This is a genomic window from Streptomyces sp. NPDC051105 (assembly GCF_040682795.1).
Lineage (GTDB): Bacteria > Actinomycetota > Actinomycetes > Streptomycetales > Streptomycetaceae > Streptomyces.
The window spans coordinates 177788-198502 of sequence record NZ_JBFBBR010000012.1; the positions used below are offsets into that span (position 1 = coordinate 177788).

The window sequence follows — 20715 nt, forward strand, 5'->3', positions numbered from 1 at the left end:
CTCCCCATGTGTCGCCCGACACCTGTTCAACGGAATTTGCGGCATATGGGCGCACACCCGCGGGGTGCGCATCCGCCCGGGGGCGTGGTGACTCACCTTTCGAAGGAGGCGTAGGCAGCCTCCTGCCGCCATTGGACGCCGGCCTTCGGGCTGCCGGCGACGAGCCGGCGGCACTCCGCGCTCGGGGTACGGCCGCTGCCGGGCAACTGTCCGGTGCAGGCGGCCGTGGGGCGGTAGCCGTCGCGGGTGGGGTTGCCCCGCCACAGGCTCCGGCCGGGGAGGAACGCGTACTCGAGGGACGCTCGGGCCAGGTCCTTGAGCTCGGGGTAGGTCAGGCCGTAGGTCTGGGCGGCGTACTGGTACTCGTGGGTGACGTCGACGCGGGAGACACCGGGGTCGTCGGTAGCCAGGACGACCGGTACGCCGTAGGAACGGTAGGTGGTGAAGGGGTGTTCGGCGCCGCGCACGCCGAGGATCTGGGCGTTGCTGGTGAACGGCACCTCGACGGCGATCTGGCGGGCGGCCATCGTACGGGCCGTCTGCTGCCAGTCGTCCTCGTGGACCAGGTCGACGCCGTGACCGACCCGTTCGGTGCCGGCGACGTTCACGGCTTCCTCGATGTGGAACTTGAGGTCCTCGGGCTTGACCAGCCCGGGCCACAACTCGCCCGCGTGCAGGGTGACATGGGCGTGGGGGTAGACGGTGCGCAGGTAGTTGAGCATGCGCATCTGCAGGCTGTAGCCGGCCAGCGAGCTGTCCCAGTCCTCGGGCTGGACGAGGTTGACGGCGACGAACCGCGAGTCGCGCTCGGCGAGCCGCATGCCGAGGGCCAACTGCGTGAAGACGCGCTCCGCCGAACTGCCGCGGTTGACCTGGGAGATCCAGCGCACGGTCAGCGCACAGCCGGGGCGGGGACGGCTGGTGCCGCAGCGGGCGGCCGTACGGAACTCGGCGTCACCGTCGTCGGCTTCCTTGCGGGCGTCGGCCACGACCTTGTCGAGCCTGCCGCCGGCCACGAGCCTGGCGTGCAGCTCGGCCAGGTCGGGGTCCCAGCCGACCTCGGCGGCCAGCTGCCTGGTGCCGTCGGAGGCCGGGGTGATCATGGTTTCCAGGTAGAACTGGTTCTGCGCCGCGTCCGTGTCGGCGACCTGGGCGAGCAGCTTTCCGCGATGACGCCAGGGCACCTCGCCGAACTTGTTGAACGTGTCGAAGAAATGGTCGTGACCGTTCTGGTCCGGCGGGAAATCCTGCATCGACCAGGTGCGCACGATCGCGTCATGGAAGTCGCGGTCGGTGCGGGCGTCGGCGGCCGGGCGGGTGCCGGGGCCGCACGGCGGTACCACAGCGGCCAGCGTGGCCGTGCCGATACACAGCCCGTCCTCAGCGGCCAGCTCGATCAGGTACTCGGTCCTGACCGCCCCGGAGAGGTGGTTGTGCAGGTCGCCGCCCTTGGGCAGGTGCCGGAAGAAGCCGTGCAGCAGCCTGGGGTCGTTGCGGATCGACTCCAGATACGCGGCCGTACGCGCCTCCGCGGCCGTCGTCGGCCGGGGCACGCCTGGGACCGCCCCGGTGTGCGCGGCCGCGGGCGGCGCCGCCGGCAGGGACGCGAGGCAGAGCAGGGACAGGGCGCCGAGTCCGGCGGAGAGCGCCGTGCGGCGTGCGGGGTGCGCGGCCCGGGGGCCGTCAGGGGTCGTCACATCAGGATGATCATCACATCATCCCGGCGGATCCCGGCTGCCGCGCGGTGAGCACGGCGGAGTCACCCACGCGGGCGCAGCCGCGACCGGCCCGCCCGCTCCAGGCCGACCGCTCCAGGCCGCCCGCTCAGGCCGCCCGCTCAGGCCGCCCGCGCCGTACGGGTGCGCACAGGCCGCTCAGCCGGTAGCCGGTTTCGGCCGGCTGACGATCGCATGCTCCGCCAGCGCCCGCTGCCGGGCGTAGTCGACGGCCGCCGCCAGTGTCTGGATGTCGTAGGCACCGTGGTGGCGTCGGCCGTTGATGAAGAAGGTGGGCGTACCGGAGACGCTGCTGAGGTCCGCGGAGTCCATGTCCTCCGCCACCCGGGGGGCGCCACGGTGCCGCTCCAGGTCCTGCCGGAACCGCTCCATGTCCAGCCCGAGTTCTTGTGCGTAGCGCAGCAGGTCGCGTGCCTGGAGAGCGTCCTGCCGTTCCAGCAGGAGGTCGTGCATCTCCCAGAACCGCCCCTGGCGAGCGGCGGCTTCCGAGGCTTCCGCGGCCAGTTGCGCGTGCGGATGGACATCGGTCAGGGGAAGGTGCCTCCACACGTAGCGGACGTCTGTGTCGCTGCCCAGCAACTCCCGCACCACCGCCTCGGCCTGGCCGCAGTACGGGCATTCGAAGTCGCCGTACTCCACCAGCGTGACCGCTGCCCGTTCGGGTCCGCGGATACGGTCATGGCGCGCGTCGACGGCTACCGCGAGGTCGGTCAGCGGATCGGCGTTGCCCAGCAGCGCCCGGGCCCGGCGGGCGGGCGGCAGCAGGTTCATCACCCCGGTGACCGCCCAGCTCACCGCGAAGGCGCCGACCAGGGTGGCGAGGATGCCGATGCGCGCCTGGTCCAGTTCCTCGCCCTCGAAGGCCAGTGAGGCGATCAGCAGGGACACCGTGAAGGCCGCCCCGGCGATCGCTCCGCCGGCGGTGACCGAGCCCCAGCCGACGCCGGGCCGTAGCCTCCCGCCCGACAGCAGTCGTGCGGCTGCCATGGACCCGACGAGCCCGATCATCTTGCCCACCACACAGCCGCACACGATGCCCAGCGTGATCGGCGAGGTGAACGCCTCGGCGAGTTTCCCGCCGCTCAGTTCGATGCCGGCGTTCGCCAGCGCGAACAGCGGCACGATGCCGAAGCTCACCCATGGCAGGAACTTCTGTTCCAGCCGCTCGTTGGGGGAGATCGCCGCGGTCAGGCCCAGTACGGCCGAGCGCTGCAACTCGGGTGTGGGCTGTTCCCGGAACAGGCGGAAGAGACGGCTGGCCTGCTCCAGATCCTCGCGCGGTGCCGGGTAGGCGACGACCAGCGCGCCGACGGCGAGTCCGGTCACGACCGGGTCCACCCCGGCCTCGTGCAGTGCCACCCAGACCACCAGCGACAGCACGGCGCAGTACCGCCCCTTACGGACCCGTGCCATCCGCAGCAGCGTGATGACCAGCAGCGTGCCCACGGCCACCAGCAGCGCGGGCAGGTGGATGTCGTCGCTGTAGAAGACCGCGATCACCAGCAGCGCGACCAGGTCGTCGACGACCGAGATGGACAGGATGAACGCCCGCAGGGAAGCCGGCAGTCGCGACCCGAGTACGGCCAGGATGCCCAGCGCGAAAGCGGTGTCCGTCGACATCGCCGTACCCCAGCCGTGCACCGAGTCCCGGCCCGCGTTGAACGCGAAGTAGATCAGCGCCGGAACGACCATGCTGCCCAGGCCGGCCACCGCACTCAGCAGCACCCAGCGCCGGTCACGCAGTTCCCCCATGTCGAACTCATGCCGAGCCTCGAGTCCGACGACGAAGAAGAACAGGCTCATCAGCCCGGCGTTGATCCACTCGTGCAGGGTCAGCGACAGGTGCTTCGTGTCGAAGCCGATCGTGAAGTGCGCCTGCCACACGGCCTCGTACGAGTGCATGTCGATGTTGGCCCACAACAGCGCGACGGCCACTGCGCCGAGGAGCAGGACGGCACTGCCTGTCTCGGTCTGTACGAAGGAACGCCAGCGCGTCTTGCTCTGCGTGGCCAGTCCTTGGGACGCCTCAGTGGACTCATCGCCGCTCACGTGCCGATTATCACCGCAGCCGAACAGCCGCACATGCATCGCGCGACTTCACCCCCGGCCCGGTGCCCTCATCGGACCAGCCGGTCTCCCGGCACCGGACGCCACGGGCTGCTGCTGCCACAGCGCCACCGGCTTCGACCGTACCGCGTACCGGAACGGCGCCGTCGTGTGAGCCGGACCGGCCGGCGCCGGTGCGCCCGTCCGCCTGCGGCGGCCTGCCGGACGGTTCTGTTGACGGCACGTCAGGTAAGGCGCCCGGAACCGTTCCGGGCGTCCCTGGCCCAGAGGTGTGTGACTTGTCACGGCAGACACATGCGGTCTGAGTTGTCTGCATCACAGCGGAAATGTCCCTTTGGCGTCCATGCTCGAAGCGGCAACCGGCTCCCGAAGTGGAGCCCATCGTCAGCCTCTTGGGCGCGAAGTCCAAAAGTGACCCATGACACGGCTTTCGTGACATTTACCCCTTTTCTTCCGGAAGGTGCTTCACCATGGCCGCTTACCTCTGTCCTCCTGCCGTGATACACGGCGAGCACGCTGTGGAAACCAGCCAGATCGTGGCGGAGGTGCGCGACCGGCATCCGCATGCCGCGTGGACGCCGCGGATCGACGGCATCGCGGCCAGCACGGGCATCGAGACCCGCGGATGGATGCTGCCGCTGGAGGCCGCCGTCGCGCCCGGCAAGGGCGGTGGCCTGCAGGCTGTCGGAAGTGCGCCGGCCCAAGAGGCTTTGGCGCGCGAAGGGTTCACCCAGGAGGACGTGGATCGCGTGATCGCCGCACTCGAGGCGATACCCGCGCCGCAGACCGTCCAGGAGCGCACCGCGCCGGCCTGGGAGGCGGTGCGGTCCTACGGGGAGCATGCCGCGCGCGGAGCCCTGCAGATCGCCGGGCTGGACGCCGCGGACGTCGACTGCCTGATCACCAGTCACTCCACCACCCCCGCGTTGCCGGGGCTGGACATCGCCCTGGCCAACAGGCTTTCGCTGCGCAACGACGTGATGCTGCTGCCGGCCACACAGTGGGCCTGCATCGCGGGAACCCGCTCCCTGGCGCTGGCGGCGGATCTGGTGGCCGCGGACCCTGACCGGGTGGTCCTGGTCGTGATCTCGGAGGCGCTGAGCACCACCTACCAGCCCGCGGACGACACTCTTGAGTCCCTGATCGTCCGGCTGCTGTTCGCGGACACCGCGGTCGCCGCGGTGGTCACGGGCCGCCCGAGGAGCGAATCGGTGCTACGGCTGGACGCCGCCTGGCACCACACCCTGCCGGGCACCCAGGACCTGCACCGCCTGGACACGCGGGCGGACGGCACTCACTTCGTGATGGACCGGCGTGGACCGCGCGCCGTGCAGGAGACGGTCACCGCGATGTGGGAGTGGCTGCGCCTCCGTTACCGGGACGACCCCGACTCCTGGCACCCCGACGTGCTGCTCGCGCACCCCGGCGGGACCCGGGTGCTGGAGTACATGGAGCAGACGATGCCCGACGCGTGGCCGTCGGGACTGCTGGAGTACAGCCGGGACAGCTACACCAGCGGCAACCGCGGAGGTGCCGCCGTGTTCGACATCATGCGGCGGGCGTACGACGCCGGGCAGAAGTCGGGCAGCCGCGCCGTCCTGTACGCGGCGGCACCGGGCCTCACCGCCACCGCCCTGGAAGGGGAGTGGCTGTAGCGGGAAGGACGGGAAGGACGGGAAGGACGGGAAGGAGGGGTGGCGGCCAGTACGAGGCCGCGCCACCCGTGCGGCGCACGGCCGTCCCCGCGTCACCTCGCGACCTCCGCCCAGACGACCTTGCCGGTGTCCGTCCATCGCACGCCCCACCGCGTGGTGAGCCTGTGCACGACGTACAGGCCGCGACCCCGGTCGTCGTAGCGGCCGCCCCGCCTCAGACGCGGCCTGCCGTTGCCGGTGTCGCCCACCTCGCACAGCAGGCTGTGTCCGGTCCTGATCAGCCGTACCGTGACGGGGCCGGTGGCGAAGCGCACCGCGTTGGTGACCAGCTCGCTTGCCAGCAGCACCACGTTGTCCCGGGTGTCGTCCCTGGCGTGCCACTGCCGCAACAGGGCGGAGAGCAGCGCGCGGGCACGGGCGGGCGCGTCGTCGCGGGCGGGCAGCCGCCAGGTCGCGGTGTCCCCCTTGCGGTGGCCGATCATCCGCGCCAGCAGCAGGGTCACGTCGTCGCGCTGGTGCGCGGGTGCCAGCGCGGACACCACGTGCCGTGCGGCCTGCTGGAGGGCGTCCCAGGGGTGCACGGTGGACATGACGTCCGCCAGCCTGCCGATGCCGTCGTCGATCGACACGGTCGGATCCTCCACCAGGCCGTCCGTGTAGAGGGCGAGCAGGGAACCAGGGGGAATGTCGAACCTGTGTACGTCAAACGGCTCTCGCAGTGCGAACTCGGCGCCCAGGCCGGGATGCGGGTGGATCGCGAGCGGCCCGGCTCGCCCGTCCGGGGACACGAGGACCGGGGGGAGGTGGCCGGCGCTGGACAGCGTCATGCTGTGGCTGACCGGATCGTAGAGGGCGATGCAGCAGGTCGAACCGAGGGCGCTGTAGCCGGCCGCCAACCCGGACTCCGTGTCGTCCAGCAGCGTCACGGTCTCGTCGAGGTGCTCCAGTACCTCGTCGGGCGCGAGCCCCGCGGACAGCAGTGCGCGGGCTTCCATGCTCAGCTGCCCCATGGTCGCCGCGGCTCCCAGGCCATGTCCGACGACGTCACCCACCACCAGCGCGGTACGGCCGTCCGGCAGCGGAAAACTGTTCACCCAGTCACCGCCGACCCCCGCGCTGTCGGGCGTGGCGGGCTGGTAGACGCTGGCGATCTCGACGGTGTCGCCGCCCGTGCGGGGCAGCAGCCGGCGCTGCAACGCCAGCACCTGCTTGTGCTCGCGCTGGTGCTGACGGGCCAGGTCGACGTGATGGACGGTCCTGGCGACCAGCTCCTGCAGGTCGAACAGCTCGCTGTCGCGGAAGGGGCTGTCGGCCCGCCGCCAGATCTCCGCCAGGCCCAGCACGACGGGCGGCGCGCCGTCCAGGACCAGTGGTATGCACGCCACCCCCGCCGACCGGTCGCCGGGCACCAGGGCACGTATCAGTCGCGGACTGCCGAGGACCCGCTCGACCGCCTTCCGGTCGGGTATGACGATGGCCTGCGGGGCGTCGTCCCGCCGCACCGCCTGCGCCAGCAGGCGACTCGCGTCGCCGGGAAGATCGTCGCCCGGAGTGAGATAGCCCTCGGGCCACGCCCGGTTCGGCACCAGGGCCGCCCGCCGCAGCCGGATGCGCCCCTGCGCCTGCCCGGTGACTCCCTCGCCCGTCCACACGGTGAAGTCGAGGTCGACGGCGGCCACGTCTCCCCAGGCCAGCAGGGACTCCGCCAGTGACTGCGCGGTCTCGCCGATGTCCAGCGAGGTGCCGATCGCGGTCTCGGCGGCGTACAGGTGCAGCCTCTTGGCCATGGCGATCACGGAGACGGTCAGGCCTTCCTGAGGCGCCGCGGCGGGCAGGATGCTCAGCGACACCACCAGCTCCGACCCGTCGCGGCGCCGCAGGCGCTGGATCCGCGCGACATGCGCCTCACCGGTCTCCAGGACCTGCCGCAACCGGCGGGTGACCGTCGGTACGTCCCCGGGGGGCAGGAGATCGACGAAAGCACTCCCGGACACGGCGTCCAGACCGGCGAATACCGGGGCGTCCAGATTGGAGCCGAGCACTCTCAGATCCCTGTCCAGGTTGATCACGCCGAGTATCTGGTCCTGACGGCCGGCCGCCGGGCCGTCGGGTACGCGTAGACCCGTGCCCCGTTCGCCGCGCCCGGCGGCCGGTTCCGCTCCGCCACGGGGGACGTAACGCCCCAGGGCGCTGCTGACCATGTCGAACGGCGAAGACGAGGAGGAGGATGGTGTGGCGTCCATGAGGCTCTCTCAGCAATCGCCGACGCAGCGCCGGAGCCGTGCTCGGACCCGGCGAGGGGCCCCCGAGATCCCTGACCGCACACCTCATTGAATATCACCGGGGCCCGCTTCGCCCACACCAGCGGATCACGCGACGAACGCGCACAGTGAACGAGCACCGGTCCTGACGCACTCACCGGAGCCGACGGCCGACCGTGAGGAACACCGTCGAAGCGTGACCGACGGCGGCTGCCCCACGACGGCGTCGAGTTGCGCGACGCGAACGTCGGGCGCGTGCGCCCGACGTTCCCGGGTGGCCCAGGTTGACCCTGGACGAGGCCGGCCACACCCCGACCTCCCCGGTGCGCCTCGGTAGCGGCCCGGGCAAGGCGTTGTCTCAGGCGGGCTGCTCAGGGGAGCCGGTCAGCAGCGGCAGGCCCAGGCGATCGGCGAGTTCGGGTACGGCGATGCCGAAGGTCTGCCGCACGCGGACCCCGTCCGAGGTGATGTCGAACACGGCTAGATCCGTGTAGACGCGGTCCACGCACGCCAGGCCGGTGAGCGGGTAGCCGCACTCGGAGACCAGCTTGGGTGCACCGTCCCGGGTGAAGAGATTCATCATCACGAAGACCTTCTTCGCCCCGATGGCCAGGTCCATGGCTCCGCCGACCGCGGGAATGGCGTCGGGTGCGCCGGTGTGCCAGTTGGCCAGGTCGCCGCGGGCGGAGACCTGGAAGGCGCCGAGGACGCAGATGTCCAGATGACCGCCGCGCATCATCGCGAAGGAGTCCGCGTGGTGGAAGTAGGCGGCGCCCGGCAGTTCGGTGACGGGAACCTTGCCCGCGTTGGTCAGGTCCGGATCGATCTGATCCTCCGAAGCGGCGGGGCCCATGTTGAGCATGCCGTTCTCGGTGTGCAGAACGACGCCGGAACCGGGGGAGAGGTGGTCGGCCACGAGGGTCGGCTGGCCGATCCCCAGGTTGACGAAGGATCCGTGCGGGATGTCTCGGGCGATGAGGGCGGCGATGTCGTGCTTGCCCAGCGGGCCCTGACCGCCGGTCGTCGGGGAAGTCTGTGTCATGAGTGATCAGCCACCTGCACCACGCGGTCGACGAAGATACTGGGCGTCACGACGGTCTCGGGATCGATCTCACCGGTCTCGACGACCTCGCGGACCTGGGCGATCACGGTGGTGGCCGCGGTGGCCATGACGGGACCGAAGTTCCGCGCGGTCTTGCGGTAGACGAGGTTGCCCATCCGGTCGGCACGATGAGCGCCGATCAGCGCGACGTCTCCGCCGATGGGGTACTCCAGCACATGGAGACGGCCGTCTATCTCGCGCACCTCCTTGCCTTCCGCGAGAAGCGTGCCGACTCCAGTGGGGCAGAAGAAGGCACCGATGCCCGCCCCCGCCGCCCTCAGCCGTTCCGCCAGAGTGCCCTGGGGGACCACCTCGAGTTCGATCCGGCCGGCCCGGTAGAGGCCGTCGAACACCCAGGAGTCGGCCTGGCGGGGGAAGGAACAGATCACCTTGCGGACCCGTCCCTTGGCCAGCAGCGCGGCCAGACCGGTGTCGCCGTTGCCGGCGTTGTTGGAGACGACAGTGAGGTCCGTTGCCCCCTGCCGTATCAGAGCGTCGATGAGCGCCACCGGCATGCCGGCCATGCCGAAGCCCCCGACGAGCACGGTGGAACCGTCCTGGACGCCGGCGACCGCCTCGTCCGCGCTGGCACACAGCTGTGGGGTCACCTGCTGCCCCCGGCGACGTTCTCCAGGACCACGGCGAGGGCCTGGCCGACACCGATACAGATCGCCGCGACGCCCCACCGCTTGCCGGACTCCTGCAGGCGGCGGCAGAGGGTGCCCAGCAGGCGGCCGCCGGAGGCACCGAGGGGATGGCCGAGCGCGATGGCCCCGCCCTTGGCGTTGACGATTCCCGGGTCGACATCCCAGGCGTCCACGCACGCCAGCGCCTGGACGGCGAACGCCTCGTTCAGCTCGACGGCGTCGACGTCGGCCCAGGAGATGCCCGCGCGCTTCAGCGCCCTGTTCACGGCCTCGACGGGCGCGTATCCGAACATCTGCGGATCCACCGCGGCCACCCCGCGGCCCGCGACGCGGGCGAGGGGATCCACGCCGATGCGGTCGGCGGCCGCGGCCGAACCGAGCAGTACCGCGGAGGCGCCGTCGTTCAGCGGCGAGGCGTTTCCGGCCGTGATGAGGCCGTCGGCGCGGTAGGCGGGCTTGAGCGTGGCGAGCTTCTCCATGGTGGACCCGGGACGGATGCCTTCGTCGCGTTCCAGAACGGTGCGCCCGCCGTCCGAGACGGGGACGACCAGGTCGTCGTAGAAGCCCGCGTTCCAGGCGTCGTCGGCGAGACGGTGGGAGCGGAGGGCGAACGCGTCCTGGCGCTCGCGGGAGATGGCGAAGCGGTCGGCGAGCTGCTCGTTCGCCTCGCCCAGGGAGACCGTCCACTCCTTGGGCATGCGCTCGTTGACCAGGCGCCAGCCGAGCGTGGTGGACACGGCGGTGACGTCTCCCGCGGGGAAGCCGCGCCCGGGCTTGGGCAGCACCCACGGGGCGCGGGTCATCGACTCGACTCCGCCGGTGAGGACGATGTCCGCGTCGCCGCTCTCGATGTGGCGTGAGGCGATCAGGGCGGCGTCGAGGGACGATCCGCACAGACGGTTCACGGTGGTCGCGGGCACCGAGGTGGGCAGCCCCGCCAGCAGGACGGCCATCCTGCCGACGTTGCGATTGTCCTCCCCGGCGCCGTTCGCGTTGCCCCAGACGACGTCGTCGATGCGTCCCGGGTCGAGAGCGGGGGTCTTGGCGAGGACATCGCCGATGACCTGTGCCGCGAGGTCGTCGGGCCGGACCTCGGAGAGCGCGCCCCGGAAGCGGCCGAAGGGGGTTCGCACCGCCGAGTAGAGATAACTGTCGGTCATGCCGTCAACGGTAGGAGCGCGGACTACAGCGCGTCCAAGACTCAATCTGTATGGATTGATAAGTCGATCCTATAAAATCGGGGGCATGGAGCTGCGGCAGATCCGGTACTTCGTGGCGCTGGCCGAGGAATGCCACTTCGGACGGGCGGCCACCCGCCTGCACGTGGCTCAACCGGCCCTCTCCCAGCAGATCAAACAGCTGGAGAAGGAGCTCAGGACCACACTCTTCACCCGCTCCACCCGGCACGTCGCCCTCACCGAGGCCGGACACCACCTCCTGGAGCACGCCCGCACCCTCGTCGCGGAGGAGGAGCGCGCCCGCCGGCACATGGCAGAGCTGGCCGACGGCCACGTCGGACGCGTCTCGACCGGCTTCATCGGCACCGCCACCTACGACCTTCTGCCACAGGTCGCACGCACCGTACGAGCCCGGCTGCCCGGGATCACCATGGACCTGCGCGGCGAACTCCTCACCCCCGACCTGGTCGACGGGCTGCTCGCCGGCACCTACGACCTGGCGGTCCTGCGCGGCCCCGCCGACCACGAGGACATCCGCACCACACCCCTGCGCTCCGAATCCCTGGTGGCCGTGCTCCCCTCGCACCATCCCCTCGCGGCCCGGCGACGCATCTCGCTCAAGGCCCTGGCCGACGAGCCGTTCGTCGTCCACTCCTCGCGATCCTCCATGTACGGCCGGGTCCTGGCCGCGTGCCGGCGCGCCGGATTCCAGCCCACCTCACTGATGGAGGTCGGCGAGACGGCCACACTGGTCGTCTTCGTGGCCGCCGGACACGGCGTCGCCCTCGTTCCCGAACCGGTACAGAGCCTCCGCCTCGCCAGCGTCGCCTACGTGCCCCTCACCCAGACGGAATCCGTCGATCTGGTCCTCGCGAGCCATGCCCGGCGCGCCACCCCCGCGACCGATCAGGTCGCCTCCGTGATCAAAGAGTGCGTGGACGGCCTTGAACACGGGGACGCCCCGCCCTCTACGCTGGAGGGATGACGAGCGGCACAACCGGTGCTCCGGTGCGCTTCAGCACGACCGGCCTTCCCGACGCGGAGCGCATCGCCCTGTGGGAAGAACACAACGCCGAGGCCCTGATCGGGCTGCGCTGCCGTTCCCTGCACGACACCGCCCTCGACGCGACGGAGATCAACCTCCAGCTTTCCCGCGCGCATCTCGCCCGGGTCCTCGGCAGCCCGCACGTCGTCGAACGACCCGACGCCGAGATCCGCCGCGTGCCCTCGGACGCCGTGGCCTGCTATCTGACACTGGCCGGTGACGCCTTCTTCTACTACGACGACGGCGTACGGCTACTGCGTCCGGGACAGCTGCTGGTCTGCGACGCCGACCAGCCCTTCGTCCGCGGCTTCTCGCACGGCCTGGAGGAACTCGCGGTCAAGATCCCCCACACGGTGTGGCGTGACCTCGGCGGACCGGCCTCCCTGCCGCAACCGCTGGTCATCGACGCCGGCGCCGTCCACATCAGGACGCTCGCCACCCTCGTCGCCCGGGCACTGCCTCCGGAGTCCTCCGTCGCCGCGAGCGTGGACGAGGACGCCGTGCTGGACCTGCTCGTATCCGCCGCGAGCGGCCGCGCCCCCTCCCTCTCCACCGTCCACCTGACCGTCGCGAAGACCTACATCGACGACCACCTGGCCGATCTGGGGCTCTCGGCGGCCCGCATCGCCCGCGGCATCGGGATCAGCGAGCGCCATCTGTCCCGGGTGTTCGCCTCGGGTGGCACGAGCGTGCCGCGGTACCTGCTGCACCGCCGCCTCGAGCGAGCCCGCACGCTGCTGAACGCCGGGGGAGAGGCGACCGTCGCCGAGGTGGCCGCGCGTTGCGGGTTCGCGTCGGCCGCCCACTTCTCCCACCGGTTCAAGGAACGCTACGGCCTGCGCGCCACCGACGTCCTGCGCGAGGCGCGCTCCAGGTCGTAGCGGGATGCGGGATCACGTGCCGTCGGGCGCCAGCACGATGTCGAAGCGGACCCGGGACCAGGACCGCTCGCCGAGGTCGCGTCCGTCCGGCGTGGGTGTACCCGCCGGCTGCGTCACGAAGTCCTTGACGAGCGACTCCTTCACCCCGAACACGGAGTCCCGGCCCAGCAGTTCGTCACCGCGGACGAAGATGTGCGTGACCAGCGTGCGCAGTGCCGGAGCGCTCACCATGAAGTGCAGGTGGGAGGCGCGCATGGGCGATCGGCCGGTCGCCGCCAGCAGTGCTCCCACCGGCCCGTCGTGCGGAATCGGATACGGCGTCGGGGTGAGCCCCCAGAACCGGTAGCGGCCGTCGGCGTCGCTGAACAGGTGCGCCCGCGCCGCCATCCGGTCGTCCCCGTACTGCGTGTCGTAGAAGCCGTCCTCGTCGGCCTCCCACACCTCGATCCGCGCCCCGGCCACGGGTTTTCCGGCGGAGTCGGTGACGGTGCCCTCCACCCAGCAGGGTTCCCCGGCGGCCCCGAAGGCGAGATCGCCGCCCTGGGCGATCTCGGGACTGTTGTCGACGAAGAACGGGCCGAAGACGGTGGCCTCGGTGGCGTCGCCGTACGCCTCGTTGTTGACGGCGACCGTCTGCATGGAGGCTCCGAGCACGTCCGACAGCAGGATGAACTCCTGACGGCGCTCGTCGGTGATGTGACCGGTGCGGGTGAGGAACTCGATCCCCTTGCTCCACTCGCCCTCGGTGAGCCGGACCTCTCGGACGAACGCGTGCAGGTGGCGGACCAGCGACTGCATGATCTCGCGCAGCCGAGGGTCGGTGCAGTCGCCGAAGGACGCCAGCACCTGGCGGGTGATCTGCTCCTCGCGCTCCTGCTGCTCGGCGGGGACGGGGGCGCGGGGGGTGGGGGTGTCGCTCATCGGCCCTCCCAGGCGTTCCGGACCAGATCGGTGATCGCGTCGAGGGTGACGGGCCGCGGATTTCCCGCGGGCGCGGCGGCCACGACGGCCTCGGCCACGGCCTCCACACCGTCCCGGGGCATCCCGAGGTCGCGCAGCGAGCGCGGCGCGCCGAGCCGGTCACGGAGCGCGGCGAGCCCCTCGACAGCGGTCGGGGAGCCGAAGGCCGCGGCCAGGCGCCGTTCGGCGTCGGGGGCGAAGGGCACGTTGAAGGCGAGGACATGGGGGAGGACCACCGCGTGGGTCTGGGCATGGGGAAGGTTGAACATGCCGCCCAGCACATGGCAGATCTTGTGGTGCAGTCCGGACCCGGCGGAGGCGAACGCCACGGCGGCCAAGTAGGCGCCGTACAAAGCCTGTTCCCGGCCGTCCAGCGCCTGCGGGTCCTTCACGACCAGCGGCAGCCCCGCCCGCAGGGCCCGCGCGCCCTCGGCGGCGAGGGCCTGGTTGATCGGATCGGTCCGCGGTGCCCACAGGGAGTCCACGCAGTGGGCGAGCGCGTTGAGACCCGAAGCGACACTCAGTCCGACCGGAAGGGAGAGCGTCAGCGAGGCGTCGTAGACGATGGCACGCGGCAGGACCTTCGCGTCCGTACCGGTGGTCTTCACGGAGTCCTCGGTCAGCCCCCATACGGCGGTGGCCTCCGAGCCGGCGTAGGTGGTCGGGACGGCGACGATCGGCAGCCCGGTGGTGAGCGCGACCGCTTTGGCCAGGCCCGTGGTGGAGCCGCCGCCGACACTGACCAGGGCGTCGACGTCCTGGTCGGCGGCCGCCGTACGAGCCCGCAGGGCGACCTCGACGGGCACGTGCATGACGACGTCGTCGTGCCGGTGGACCACGGGCAGGCCGGCGGTGACACGATCGGCGAACTCCCGCTCGGTCGCCCCCGCGATGACCATCACCCGCCGGGCGCCGAGCGCGGCGACCTCCGCGGCCAGGCCCTCCTCGGCCGCGCCGGAGGCGAACCGCACCCGCTGCGGCAGCGTGTCGTGGACGAACCGCATGGACTAGTCCCTTCCCAGGACGGAGAGCAGAGCAGCACGCAGCTGATCCTCGGGGTTCTCGGGCAGTTCCATGGCCCGCCACGCGATGTGCTTGTCGGGCCGCACCAACAGCACACCACTCTCGTCGATCTCGCGCAGCTTGGCCCAGTCGTAGTAGAGGTCGGTCACTTCACGTCCCGGGCCGATGACGACGGTCGTGAGCGGTATGCCCAGCTCCTTGCCAACCCTCTCGGCCGCCTGCTCCCACTCCTCGCCCGCGATGCCGGTCAGCAGCGTCCAACGGTCGTACGGCGCCAGGTCCATCAGCGCGTGACGGTGTGCGCTGTCCCCGACCCAGGCGTGCGGAAGATGCGCGCCGGGGACGGTCGACATCTCGTAGTACAGGTCGGCGTCGCGGGCGGGCGTGGGCAGTTCGCTGCCGTCGGAGACGACGGCGGTCGAGGTGTAGTGCTGGCCGAGCTCCACACCGTGCGCGTTGAACTCGTAGTTCTTCAGCTCCATCGCGCGCACCAGCGCGGCCCTCTTGGCGGCCCCGGCAGGGGTGTTGGCCTTGCGTTCCTCGATGGCGGCCGTCATCGCGGCCTCGTCCGGCGCCCCGAGAACGCCCAGTGCCTCGAAGATGTCCACGAACTCGCGGCTGGACTTGTTGGCGCGCTTGACGATGCGCTCGGCGACGGGAGCCCGCTCCGCCGTGTAGGTCTCCAACAGGGCAGGCCCCGCATGCCCCTTGAGCACGGCCGCGATCTTCCACGCGAGGTTGTACGCGTCCTGGACGGAGGTGTTGGAGCCCAGGCCGTTGCTCGGCGGGTGCCGGTGCACGGCGTCGCCCGCACAGAACACCCGGCCCTGCTGGAGCCGCGTCGCGTACATCTCGTTGTTGCCCCACAGGCTGGTGCCGGTGATCTCCACTTCCAGGTCGGGTGCGCCGAGGAGGTTGCGGACGATCTGTACGGCGGCGGCCTCGTCGACGACCGGGGGTTCCCCGGCGATGTCGTAGCCCCACACGATCAGCCACTCGTTCCACGGGCGCACCATGCGCACGAGCCCGGCGCCGATGCCGCCGACGTTCGAGCCCGGCTGGACGACCCAGTACAGGACGGACGGCCGGTGGGCGACGTAGCGGCTGATGTCGGCCTTGAACGTGATGTTCATCGAGCCGGCGATGTCCATCGCGCCCTCGAAGGGCAGCCCGATGTCCGCGGCGACCTTGGAGCGGGCACCGTCCGCGCCGATCAGGTACTTCGCGCGGATGCCGTACTCGTGCCCGGTGAGCCGGTCCAGCACCCGCACGGTGACGCCGTCGGCGTCCTGGGTGTGGGACAGGTACTCGCTGGAGAACCGGGTCTGCGCGCCGCGCTGCGTCGCGTTGCGGACCAGGATCGGTTCGAGATACGTCTGCGGGATGTCCCCGGTGAGGCAGGGGGACGCCAGCCGGTAGTCCGCCTCCCGGTCCGGCCGGGTCCCCCAGGTGTGGATACGGCCGATCTCCTCACCGGTGATGCTGGTGCAGAACACCGTGTCGCCGACGAGGGAGTGGTCCGTGGCGTCGGCCAGCACCTGCCCTTCGATGCCCACATCGCGGAAGACCTCCATCGCGCGCTGGTTGGTGATGTGCGCGCGGGGGGTGTTCGCCGTCCACCGGTACTTCGTGATCATGATGGTGTCGACGCCCAGCGTCGCCAGCAGCAGCGCCGCGGAGGCGCCCGCGGGGCCGGAACCGACGACCACGACGTCGGTCGTGACGGCCGAGTCGGCCGGCAGCTCGGTCTCGGACATCCCGTCGTTGAACATCGGCATCGTGCTGACCTTTCATCGATCCGGCGGCGTTGCCGGCTGCGCCAGTCTGAGGCGGACTCGGACGGGACGGAACAGCGCGGCGGCGAGGTCGGCGGATACACCAAGAGATGGCGGATCCACGAAAGACCGGCCACACCGCCAGGTCTGAACGTGCGGCTGCCGCGGAGCATGTCGTGCGGGGACGGGCGTCTCCAGACCGGCGCAAGCCCGGGCCGACCACGGCAGGTCGACGCTCGCCGCGGCGTGAGTGGGACATCCCCCGCACACCACGAGAGACGATCTCCCAACGGCCGGTCCACCCGGTTTCCTTGAGGGGCAGGCCTCACACCGCCCGTCCGCGCCCCGGACGTCTACGCGCGTACCTCTGCACAACTCCTCTGTGCCGTCAGGTAATTGACGTGGCGGCCGGGTGACTGCTTCACTGAGGCAGTGGCTGAGCCACTAGACCAAAGAAGTCGCTGAACCAGTGGGCCATCAGACCAGTGAGCCGCTGAACCACTGACCGAAGCCTGGGAGATCCTCCGTGGCCGTCGAAAGCATTCCGCGCCGAACCGTGGTCGACCTGCTGGAAGCACGGCTGCGTGACGACATCCTGAGCGGCACGCACGAACCCGGATCCCTGCTGCCCCCCGAGAGGGAGCTGGCCGCCGGGTACGGGGTCACCCGTACGACCTTGAAGCACGCGCTGACCCGGTTGGAGCAGGCGGGACTGCTGAGCACCCGGCACGGCATCGGCACGCGCATCCTGGACTACCTGCGGGTCGGCGGCGCCGACCTGCTTCCCATGCTGGCCGCGCAGGACCCCACGTGGCTGCGGGAGGTCTTCGAGGTACGACGGCAGATCGGCACCCTGATCGCCGGCCGCGCGGCCGACCGGCGCACGGAACGACAGGCTCGGCGGCTGGAACACCTGTTGCGTCAAGTCGCGCAGGGCGCCGACGCCGACGCCGTTCAGCTCGCCGACGCGGAAGTGCACCGCGAACTGGCGCGGGCCACCGGGAACCGGGTCTATCTGCTCCTCACGAACACGCTGTTCAACGCCTACCTTCCGGTACGTGCCGCGCTGCGGGCGCCGTTCGAGGACGCGGCGCGGGCGACGGACCGGCTCGCCCCGGTGGTACGGGCCGTCGTCGACCGGGACGGCGAGGAGGCGAGGCGTGCCGCGGAGGCGTACCTAGCCGGCACGGAGAAGATCATGCTCGGTTCGCTGAGCAGCCCTCGTGGGCGGCCGACCGCCGACAGCCCCCGGTAACCGCGCTTCCCGGCCACGACCCCGGGCCCGCCGGCTCCCGCCGGGGCGAGGTGTGCGGCGCAGCGGCCCGGCCGTCTAGGCGTGGCCCCGATCATGCGCGAATGTCCGTTCGTGTTGCTTGTCTGTCATGTACGGGTCATGTCTGCGCGCCCTGGTGAACGCCCGGCGAGGCGGCACCAGGTACGCGGCTGCGACCCCTCGGGAGCCCGGGGTAATCCGGGCCCCTCACCCCCAGGACGGCCGCCCGTTCACCGTGGGCGCGGCGGCGACCGACAACACAAGGAGCATGGTGAGCAGATCAAGCAAGAGACGCGGCGTCCTCATCGGTGTGATGCTGTCCGCGGTCATCGGCGGCACCGTCCAGCCCGCGATGGCCGCGCCGGTTCGGAACGCGGGCGACCAGGCCACACCGTTCCGGAAGTCTCCGGTGCGGTCGACCGAGCGGGAGATCGCGCGTGCGCTGTCCGCCTCGCTGCGCGACCCGCAGTGGCGCGAGCAGGTCCGTGCGGCCGCGCTCGGCACCGAGGACGTGGACCTCCAGGCACTGACGGGCGGGACCGCCGCTCCGGAGGGCAGGAAGCTGCGCACCTCCGTCTCCGTCGCGGACCGTCGCATCGCGGGCCTGAAGGGCCTGCCCGCGTCGACCGGGTCGCTGCTGCGCCTTCGGCTGGGCGCGCCGTCCATGCGGTCGCACCTGAACGCCGAAGTCACTCCCTGGATCGCCGTCGCCGCGGCCGACGACGACGCCCGGACCATCACGGCGTACGACAGTCGGGGTCACGCCCACGCCATCGACACCGCGCGCGTCCCCGACCGCCCGCTGTACGTCCTGGACATCGACGTCACCAAGGCGCACCGGGCCGGCCTGCAGGTGCTGGGGAAGGCCTTCGCCGCCAAGGGACTGACCTCCCTCCCGTCGAAGGCGGCGAACAACGGCTACGCCGCGAGCACGGCGGGCTGGTGGGCGACCAAGGTCACGGCCGTCGAGGTGAACGACGACCAGGAGCCCTGGTTCAAGGGCGCCGCCGAGATGTTCTCGCTGGTGACCGGATTCGGCAAGGACGGCACGGCGCGCGCCGACTCGGTGGACATGCCCTACCTGGACGACGACGGCACCGTGTACTACCCGAACCAGATCCTGGTCAACTGGTCGACCTACAAGTACAACCTGGCCGACGTCGTCATGATGGAGGACGACGACGGCACCAACTACCGTGCGCTGGCGCAGGCGATCACCACGGCGCTGCTCACCGTGACCGACCAGGGCACCTACATCCCGTTGGTGAACGCGGTCCTGAGCGCGATCCCCGACAGCTGGTTCACCGACGACCCCGACTACGTGGAGTCCTGGTACACCCTCGCCCAGAGCTCCTCGGGCCGGTTGAACGGCGCCTCGGGCAACGGCTGGATGACCGTCGAGCCTTACTTCGTCGAGGAGTTCTAGACCTCGCACACCAGCGCGGACCGGCCACCGCACGTCGACGAACGCGCCGGTCCGCGCGGTCGATGCTCGCGGCCGAGGTCGGGCCAGGTCAGGTCGCTTCGTCACCGGTCGGCGGTGGCTCGGCGTTGGTGCTCGCCGTCCCGCTTCAGGATCGGACGCGGAGGGGGCGGGCAGGCCGTAGGGCGACGTCACGAGGTGTCTTCCGCACGGTCGGTGTGCTGGTCGTGGGCCAGGGCGTGGGTGACCGCGGTGGTGCTCTCGTACAGGACCCGGTACTGGGTGAACCGGCGGTCGTAGACATCCGATGTGGCGGGATCGGGCCGGACCGTCGATTCCGCCGGATTCCAGGCGGCGATGTCCGGTCGGCCGATCAGCCCGGCGGCGAGGAAGGCCGCACCGTAGCTGGCACCGATGGTCGTGCGGGCCACGATCTGTTCGAGACCGGTGACGTCGCTGACGATCTGAGGCCACAGTCCGCCCCGGGTGCCGCCGCCGACCGCGACGACCCGCCGGATGTCGGCGCCGGCCGCGCGCATCGTCTCGACGTTGTGCCGGACACCGTAGGCGGTGGCCTCCAGCGCCGCCCGCATCAGGTCGCCCCGGGTGTGACTCAGCGTCAGACCCGCGATCACGCCACGGGCGTCGGGGTCCATGACGGGCGTGCGTTCCCCAGCGAAGTACGGCAGCATCACCAGGCCGTTCGCACCCGGCGGCGAGGCGGCCGCTTCGTCGAACAGCACGCCGAGGTCGACGTCGCCGAAGAGGTGCCCGAGCCAGTCGGTGACGGCTCCGGACGTGGCCATACCGCCGGCCAGGCAACGGGTGCCGGGCAGGGCGCCGACCGTGGACCACATCGACGGGCTGGTCACGAGCCGGTCGACGGTGTTCACCAGGAACATCGTGGTGCCGTACATCAGCATCAGGTCGCCGACACCGTGGCCGCCGACGCTGACGGCCTCGCTCCAGGCGTCGATCGTCCCCACGATGACGGGCGTCCCGGCCGGGACGCCCACGACGGGCGTGCTCACCCGGCCGGCCTCCTCGCCCGGCCAGCACAGCGGGGGGAGTTCGATGCCGGGTGCGATGTGCTCGGCCCACTCCGGGATCCAGCGCTGCTCGTGGATGTCGAACAGCGGGGTGCACTGGCTGGCGGAATGCAGGTCCAGCACGTAGGCGCCGGTCAGCCGGTGGGCGAGCCACGAGGCGGGCATGAAGAGGCGGCGGGCGCGTGCCCACGCCTCGGGCTCCCGCTCGCGGATCCAGGCGAGTTTCGGCCCGACGGCCTGGGACGACAGCGCCGAACCGCACCTGCGAAAGACCGTGTCCGACCCCAACTCCCGGTTCAGCCGGGTGATCTGTTCCTCGGCGCGGGTGTCCACCCCGTACAGCACCGCCGGACGCAGCGGCTCTCCCGCGTCGTCGACCAGCAGGGTGCACGGGCCCATGCCGCTGACCCCGACGGCGCGGACCACGACGTCGTCGCGATCGAGCAACTCGGCCGCGAGCGAGACGAACTCGTCCCACCACACGTGTGCGTCCATCTCCACGTGCCCCGGCCGGGGACGGTCGACCACGTGAGTGCGTACGGCCTCGCCCAGGATGCGGCCGGCGGTGTCGACCACCACGCCCTTGGTGCTGGAGGTGCCAACGTCCACTCCGAAGACGACGTCGATCATGCACTGCCTC

The 20715-nt window shown here is 71.0% G+C and carries 15 protein-coding genes; 5 read left to right on the forward strand and 10 right to left on the reverse strand.

Annotation, left to right across the window (positions count from 1 at the left end; translation table 11 throughout):
- Window positions 1-92 precede the first annotated feature (92 nt).
- Both AB0N16_RS28230 and nhaA read right to left on the reverse strand, forming a co-directional pair.
- Complete coding sequence (locus AB0N16_RS28230) at window positions 93-1697, reverse strand: adenosine deaminase (protein ID WP_365801413.1); 1605 nt, start codon at window positions 1695-1697, stop codon at window positions 93-95.
- Between the two features lie 177 nt (window positions 1698-1874).
- Window positions 1875-3785 (reverse strand): Na+/H+ antiporter NhaA, encoded by a 1911-nt coding sequence (gene nhaA, locus AB0N16_RS28235; protein WP_365801415.1) that lies wholly within the window; start codon window positions 3783-3785, stop codon window positions 1875-1877.
- A gap of 488 nt (window positions 3786-4273) precedes the next feature.
- On the opposite strand from nhaA, the gene AB0N16_RS28240 reads away from it, so the two are divergent.
- The gene (locus AB0N16_RS28240; protein ID WP_365801417.1) at window positions 4274-5458 is read left to right on the forward strand and encodes a type III polyketide synthase; all 1185 of its coding nucleotides are present in this window, start codon (window positions 4274-4276) and stop codon (window positions 5456-5458) included.
- Window positions 5459-5550: 92 nt separating this feature from the next.
- Here the strand turns inward: AB0N16_RS28240 and AB0N16_RS28245 are convergent, their stop codons facing one another.
- The 4 genes from AB0N16_RS28245 to AB0N16_RS28260 form a co-directional block, all read right to left on the reverse strand.
- On the reverse strand, window positions 5551-7701 hold the full coding sequence (locus AB0N16_RS28245) for a SpoIIE family protein phosphatase (RefSeq protein WP_365801419.1): 2151 nt from the start codon (window positions 7699-7701) through the stop codon (window positions 5551-5553).
- 376 nt (window positions 7702-8077) lie between these two features.
- On the reverse strand, window positions 8078-8761 hold the full coding sequence (locus tag AB0N16_RS28250; RefSeq protein WP_365801421.1) for a 3-oxoacid CoA-transferase subunit B: 684 nt from the start codon (window positions 8759-8761) through the stop codon (window positions 8078-8080).
- The gene (locus tag AB0N16_RS28255; RefSeq protein WP_365801423.1) at window positions 8758-9429 is read right to left on the reverse strand and encodes a 3-oxoacid CoA-transferase subunit A; all 672 of its coding nucleotides are present in this window, start codon (window positions 9427-9429) and stop codon (window positions 8758-8760) included. Before AB0N16_RS28255 ends, AB0N16_RS28250 begins: the two co-directional genes overlap by 4 nt.
- On the reverse strand, window positions 9426-10628 hold the full coding sequence (locus AB0N16_RS28260) for a thiolase family protein (protein WP_365801426.1): 1203 nt from the start codon (window positions 10626-10628) through the stop codon (window positions 9426-9428). The genes AB0N16_RS28255 and AB0N16_RS28260 overlap by 4 nt, the downstream gene beginning before the upstream one ends.
- Before the next feature lie 85 nt (window positions 10629-10713).
- Between AB0N16_RS28260 and AB0N16_RS28265 the strand changes: the two genes are divergently transcribed.
- Window positions 10714-11631: a LysR substrate-binding domain-containing protein gene (locus AB0N16_RS28265; RefSeq protein WP_365801428.1), complete on the forward strand. Its 918-nt coding sequence runs from the start codon at window positions 10714-10716 to the stop codon at window positions 11629-11631.
- The gene (locus tag AB0N16_RS28270) at window positions 11628-12572 is read left to right on the forward strand and encodes an AraC family transcriptional regulator (protein WP_365801430.1); all 945 of its coding nucleotides are present in this window, start codon (window positions 11628-11630) and stop codon (window positions 12570-12572) included. The genes AB0N16_RS28265 and AB0N16_RS28270 overlap by 4 nt, the downstream gene beginning before the upstream one ends.
- Before the next feature lie 12 nt (window positions 12573-12584).
- Here AB0N16_RS28270 and AB0N16_RS28275 read toward each other — a convergent pair whose 3' ends face one another.
- Genes AB0N16_RS28275 through AB0N16_RS28285 form a run of 3 tightly spaced genes read right to left on the reverse strand, consistent with a single transcriptional unit; the run spans window position 12585 to window position 16333 of the window.
- Window positions 12585-13493, reverse strand: a complete 909-nt coding sequence (locus AB0N16_RS28275) for an intradiol ring-cleavage dioxygenase (protein WP_365801432.1) — start codon at window positions 13491-13493, stop codon at window positions 12585-12587.
- Complete coding sequence (locus tag AB0N16_RS28280) at window positions 13490-14536, reverse strand: maleylacetate reductase (RefSeq protein WP_365801434.1); 1047 nt, start codon at window positions 14534-14536, stop codon at window positions 13490-13492. The genes AB0N16_RS28275 and AB0N16_RS28280 overlap by 4 nt, the downstream gene beginning before the upstream one ends.
- A 3-nt stretch (window positions 14537-14539) precedes the next feature.
- Complete coding sequence (locus tag AB0N16_RS28285; protein WP_365801436.1) at window positions 14540-16333, reverse strand: FAD-dependent monooxygenase; 1794 nt, start codon at window positions 16331-16333, stop codon at window positions 14540-14542.
- A gap of 523 nt (window positions 16334-16856) precedes the next feature.
- Here AB0N16_RS28285 and AB0N16_RS28290 point away from each other — a divergent pair.
- A complete protein-coding gene (locus AB0N16_RS28290; RefSeq protein WP_365801439.1) occupies window positions 16857-17585 on the forward strand; it encodes a GntR family transcriptional regulator in 729 nt (242 codons plus the stop codon).
- Window positions 17586-17871: 286 nt separating this feature from the next.
- On the forward strand, window positions 17872-19029 hold the full coding sequence (locus AB0N16_RS28295) for a DUF3103 family protein (protein WP_365801441.1): 1158 nt from the start codon (window positions 17872-17874) through the stop codon (window positions 19027-19029).
- A gap of 188 nt (window positions 19030-19217) precedes the next feature.
- Here the strand turns inward: AB0N16_RS28295 and AB0N16_RS28300 are convergent, their stop codons facing one another.
- Complete coding sequence (locus AB0N16_RS28300; protein ID WP_365801443.1) at window positions 19218-20705, reverse strand: FGGY-family carbohydrate kinase; 1488 nt, start codon at window positions 20703-20705, stop codon at window positions 19218-19220.
- Between the last annotated feature and the right edge of the window lie 10 nt (window positions 20706-20715).

Coding starts and splice junctions, on each gene's coding strand:
- AB0N16_RS28240 (WP_365801417.1), top strand. CDS start 4,274: ATGGCCGCTTACCTCTGTCCTCCTGCCGTGATACACGGCGAGCACGCT.
- AB0N16_RS28245 (WP_365801419.1), bottom strand. CDS start 7,701: ATGGACGCCACACCATCCTCCTCCTCGTCTTCGCCGTTCGACATGGTC.
- AB0N16_RS28250 (WP_365801421.1), bottom strand. CDS start 8,761: ATGACACAGACTTCCCCGACGACCGGCGGTCAGGGCCCGCTGGGCAAG.
- AB0N16_RS28260 (WP_365801426.1), bottom strand. CDS start 10,628: ATGACCGACAGTTATCTCTACTCGGCGGTGCGAACCCCCTTCGGCCGC.
- AB0N16_RS28265 (WP_365801428.1), top strand. CDS start 10,714: ATGGAGCTGCGGCAGATCCGGTACTTCGTGGCGCTGGCCGAGGAATGC.
- AB0N16_RS28270 (WP_365801430.1), top strand. CDS start 11,628: ATGACGAGCGGCACAACCGGTGCTCCGGTGCGCTTCAGCACGACCGGC.
- AB0N16_RS28275 (WP_365801432.1), bottom strand. CDS start 13,493: ATGAGCGACACCCCCACCCCCCGCGCCCCCGTCCCCGCCGAGCAGCAG.
- AB0N16_RS28280 (WP_365801434.1), bottom strand. CDS start 14,536: ATGCGGTTCGTCCACGACACGCTGCCGCAGCGGGTGCGGTTCGCCTCC.
- AB0N16_RS28285 (WP_365801436.1), bottom strand. CDS start 16,333: ATGCCGATGTTCAACGACGGGATGTCCGAGACCGAGCTGCCGGCCGAC.
- AB0N16_RS28295 (WP_365801441.1), top strand. CDS start 17,872: ATGGTGAGCAGATCAAGCAAGAGACGCGGCGTCCTCATCGGTGTGATG.
- AB0N16_RS28300 (WP_365801443.1), bottom strand. CDS start 20,705: ATGATCGACGTCGTCTTCGGAGTGGACGTTGGCACCTCCAGCACCAAG.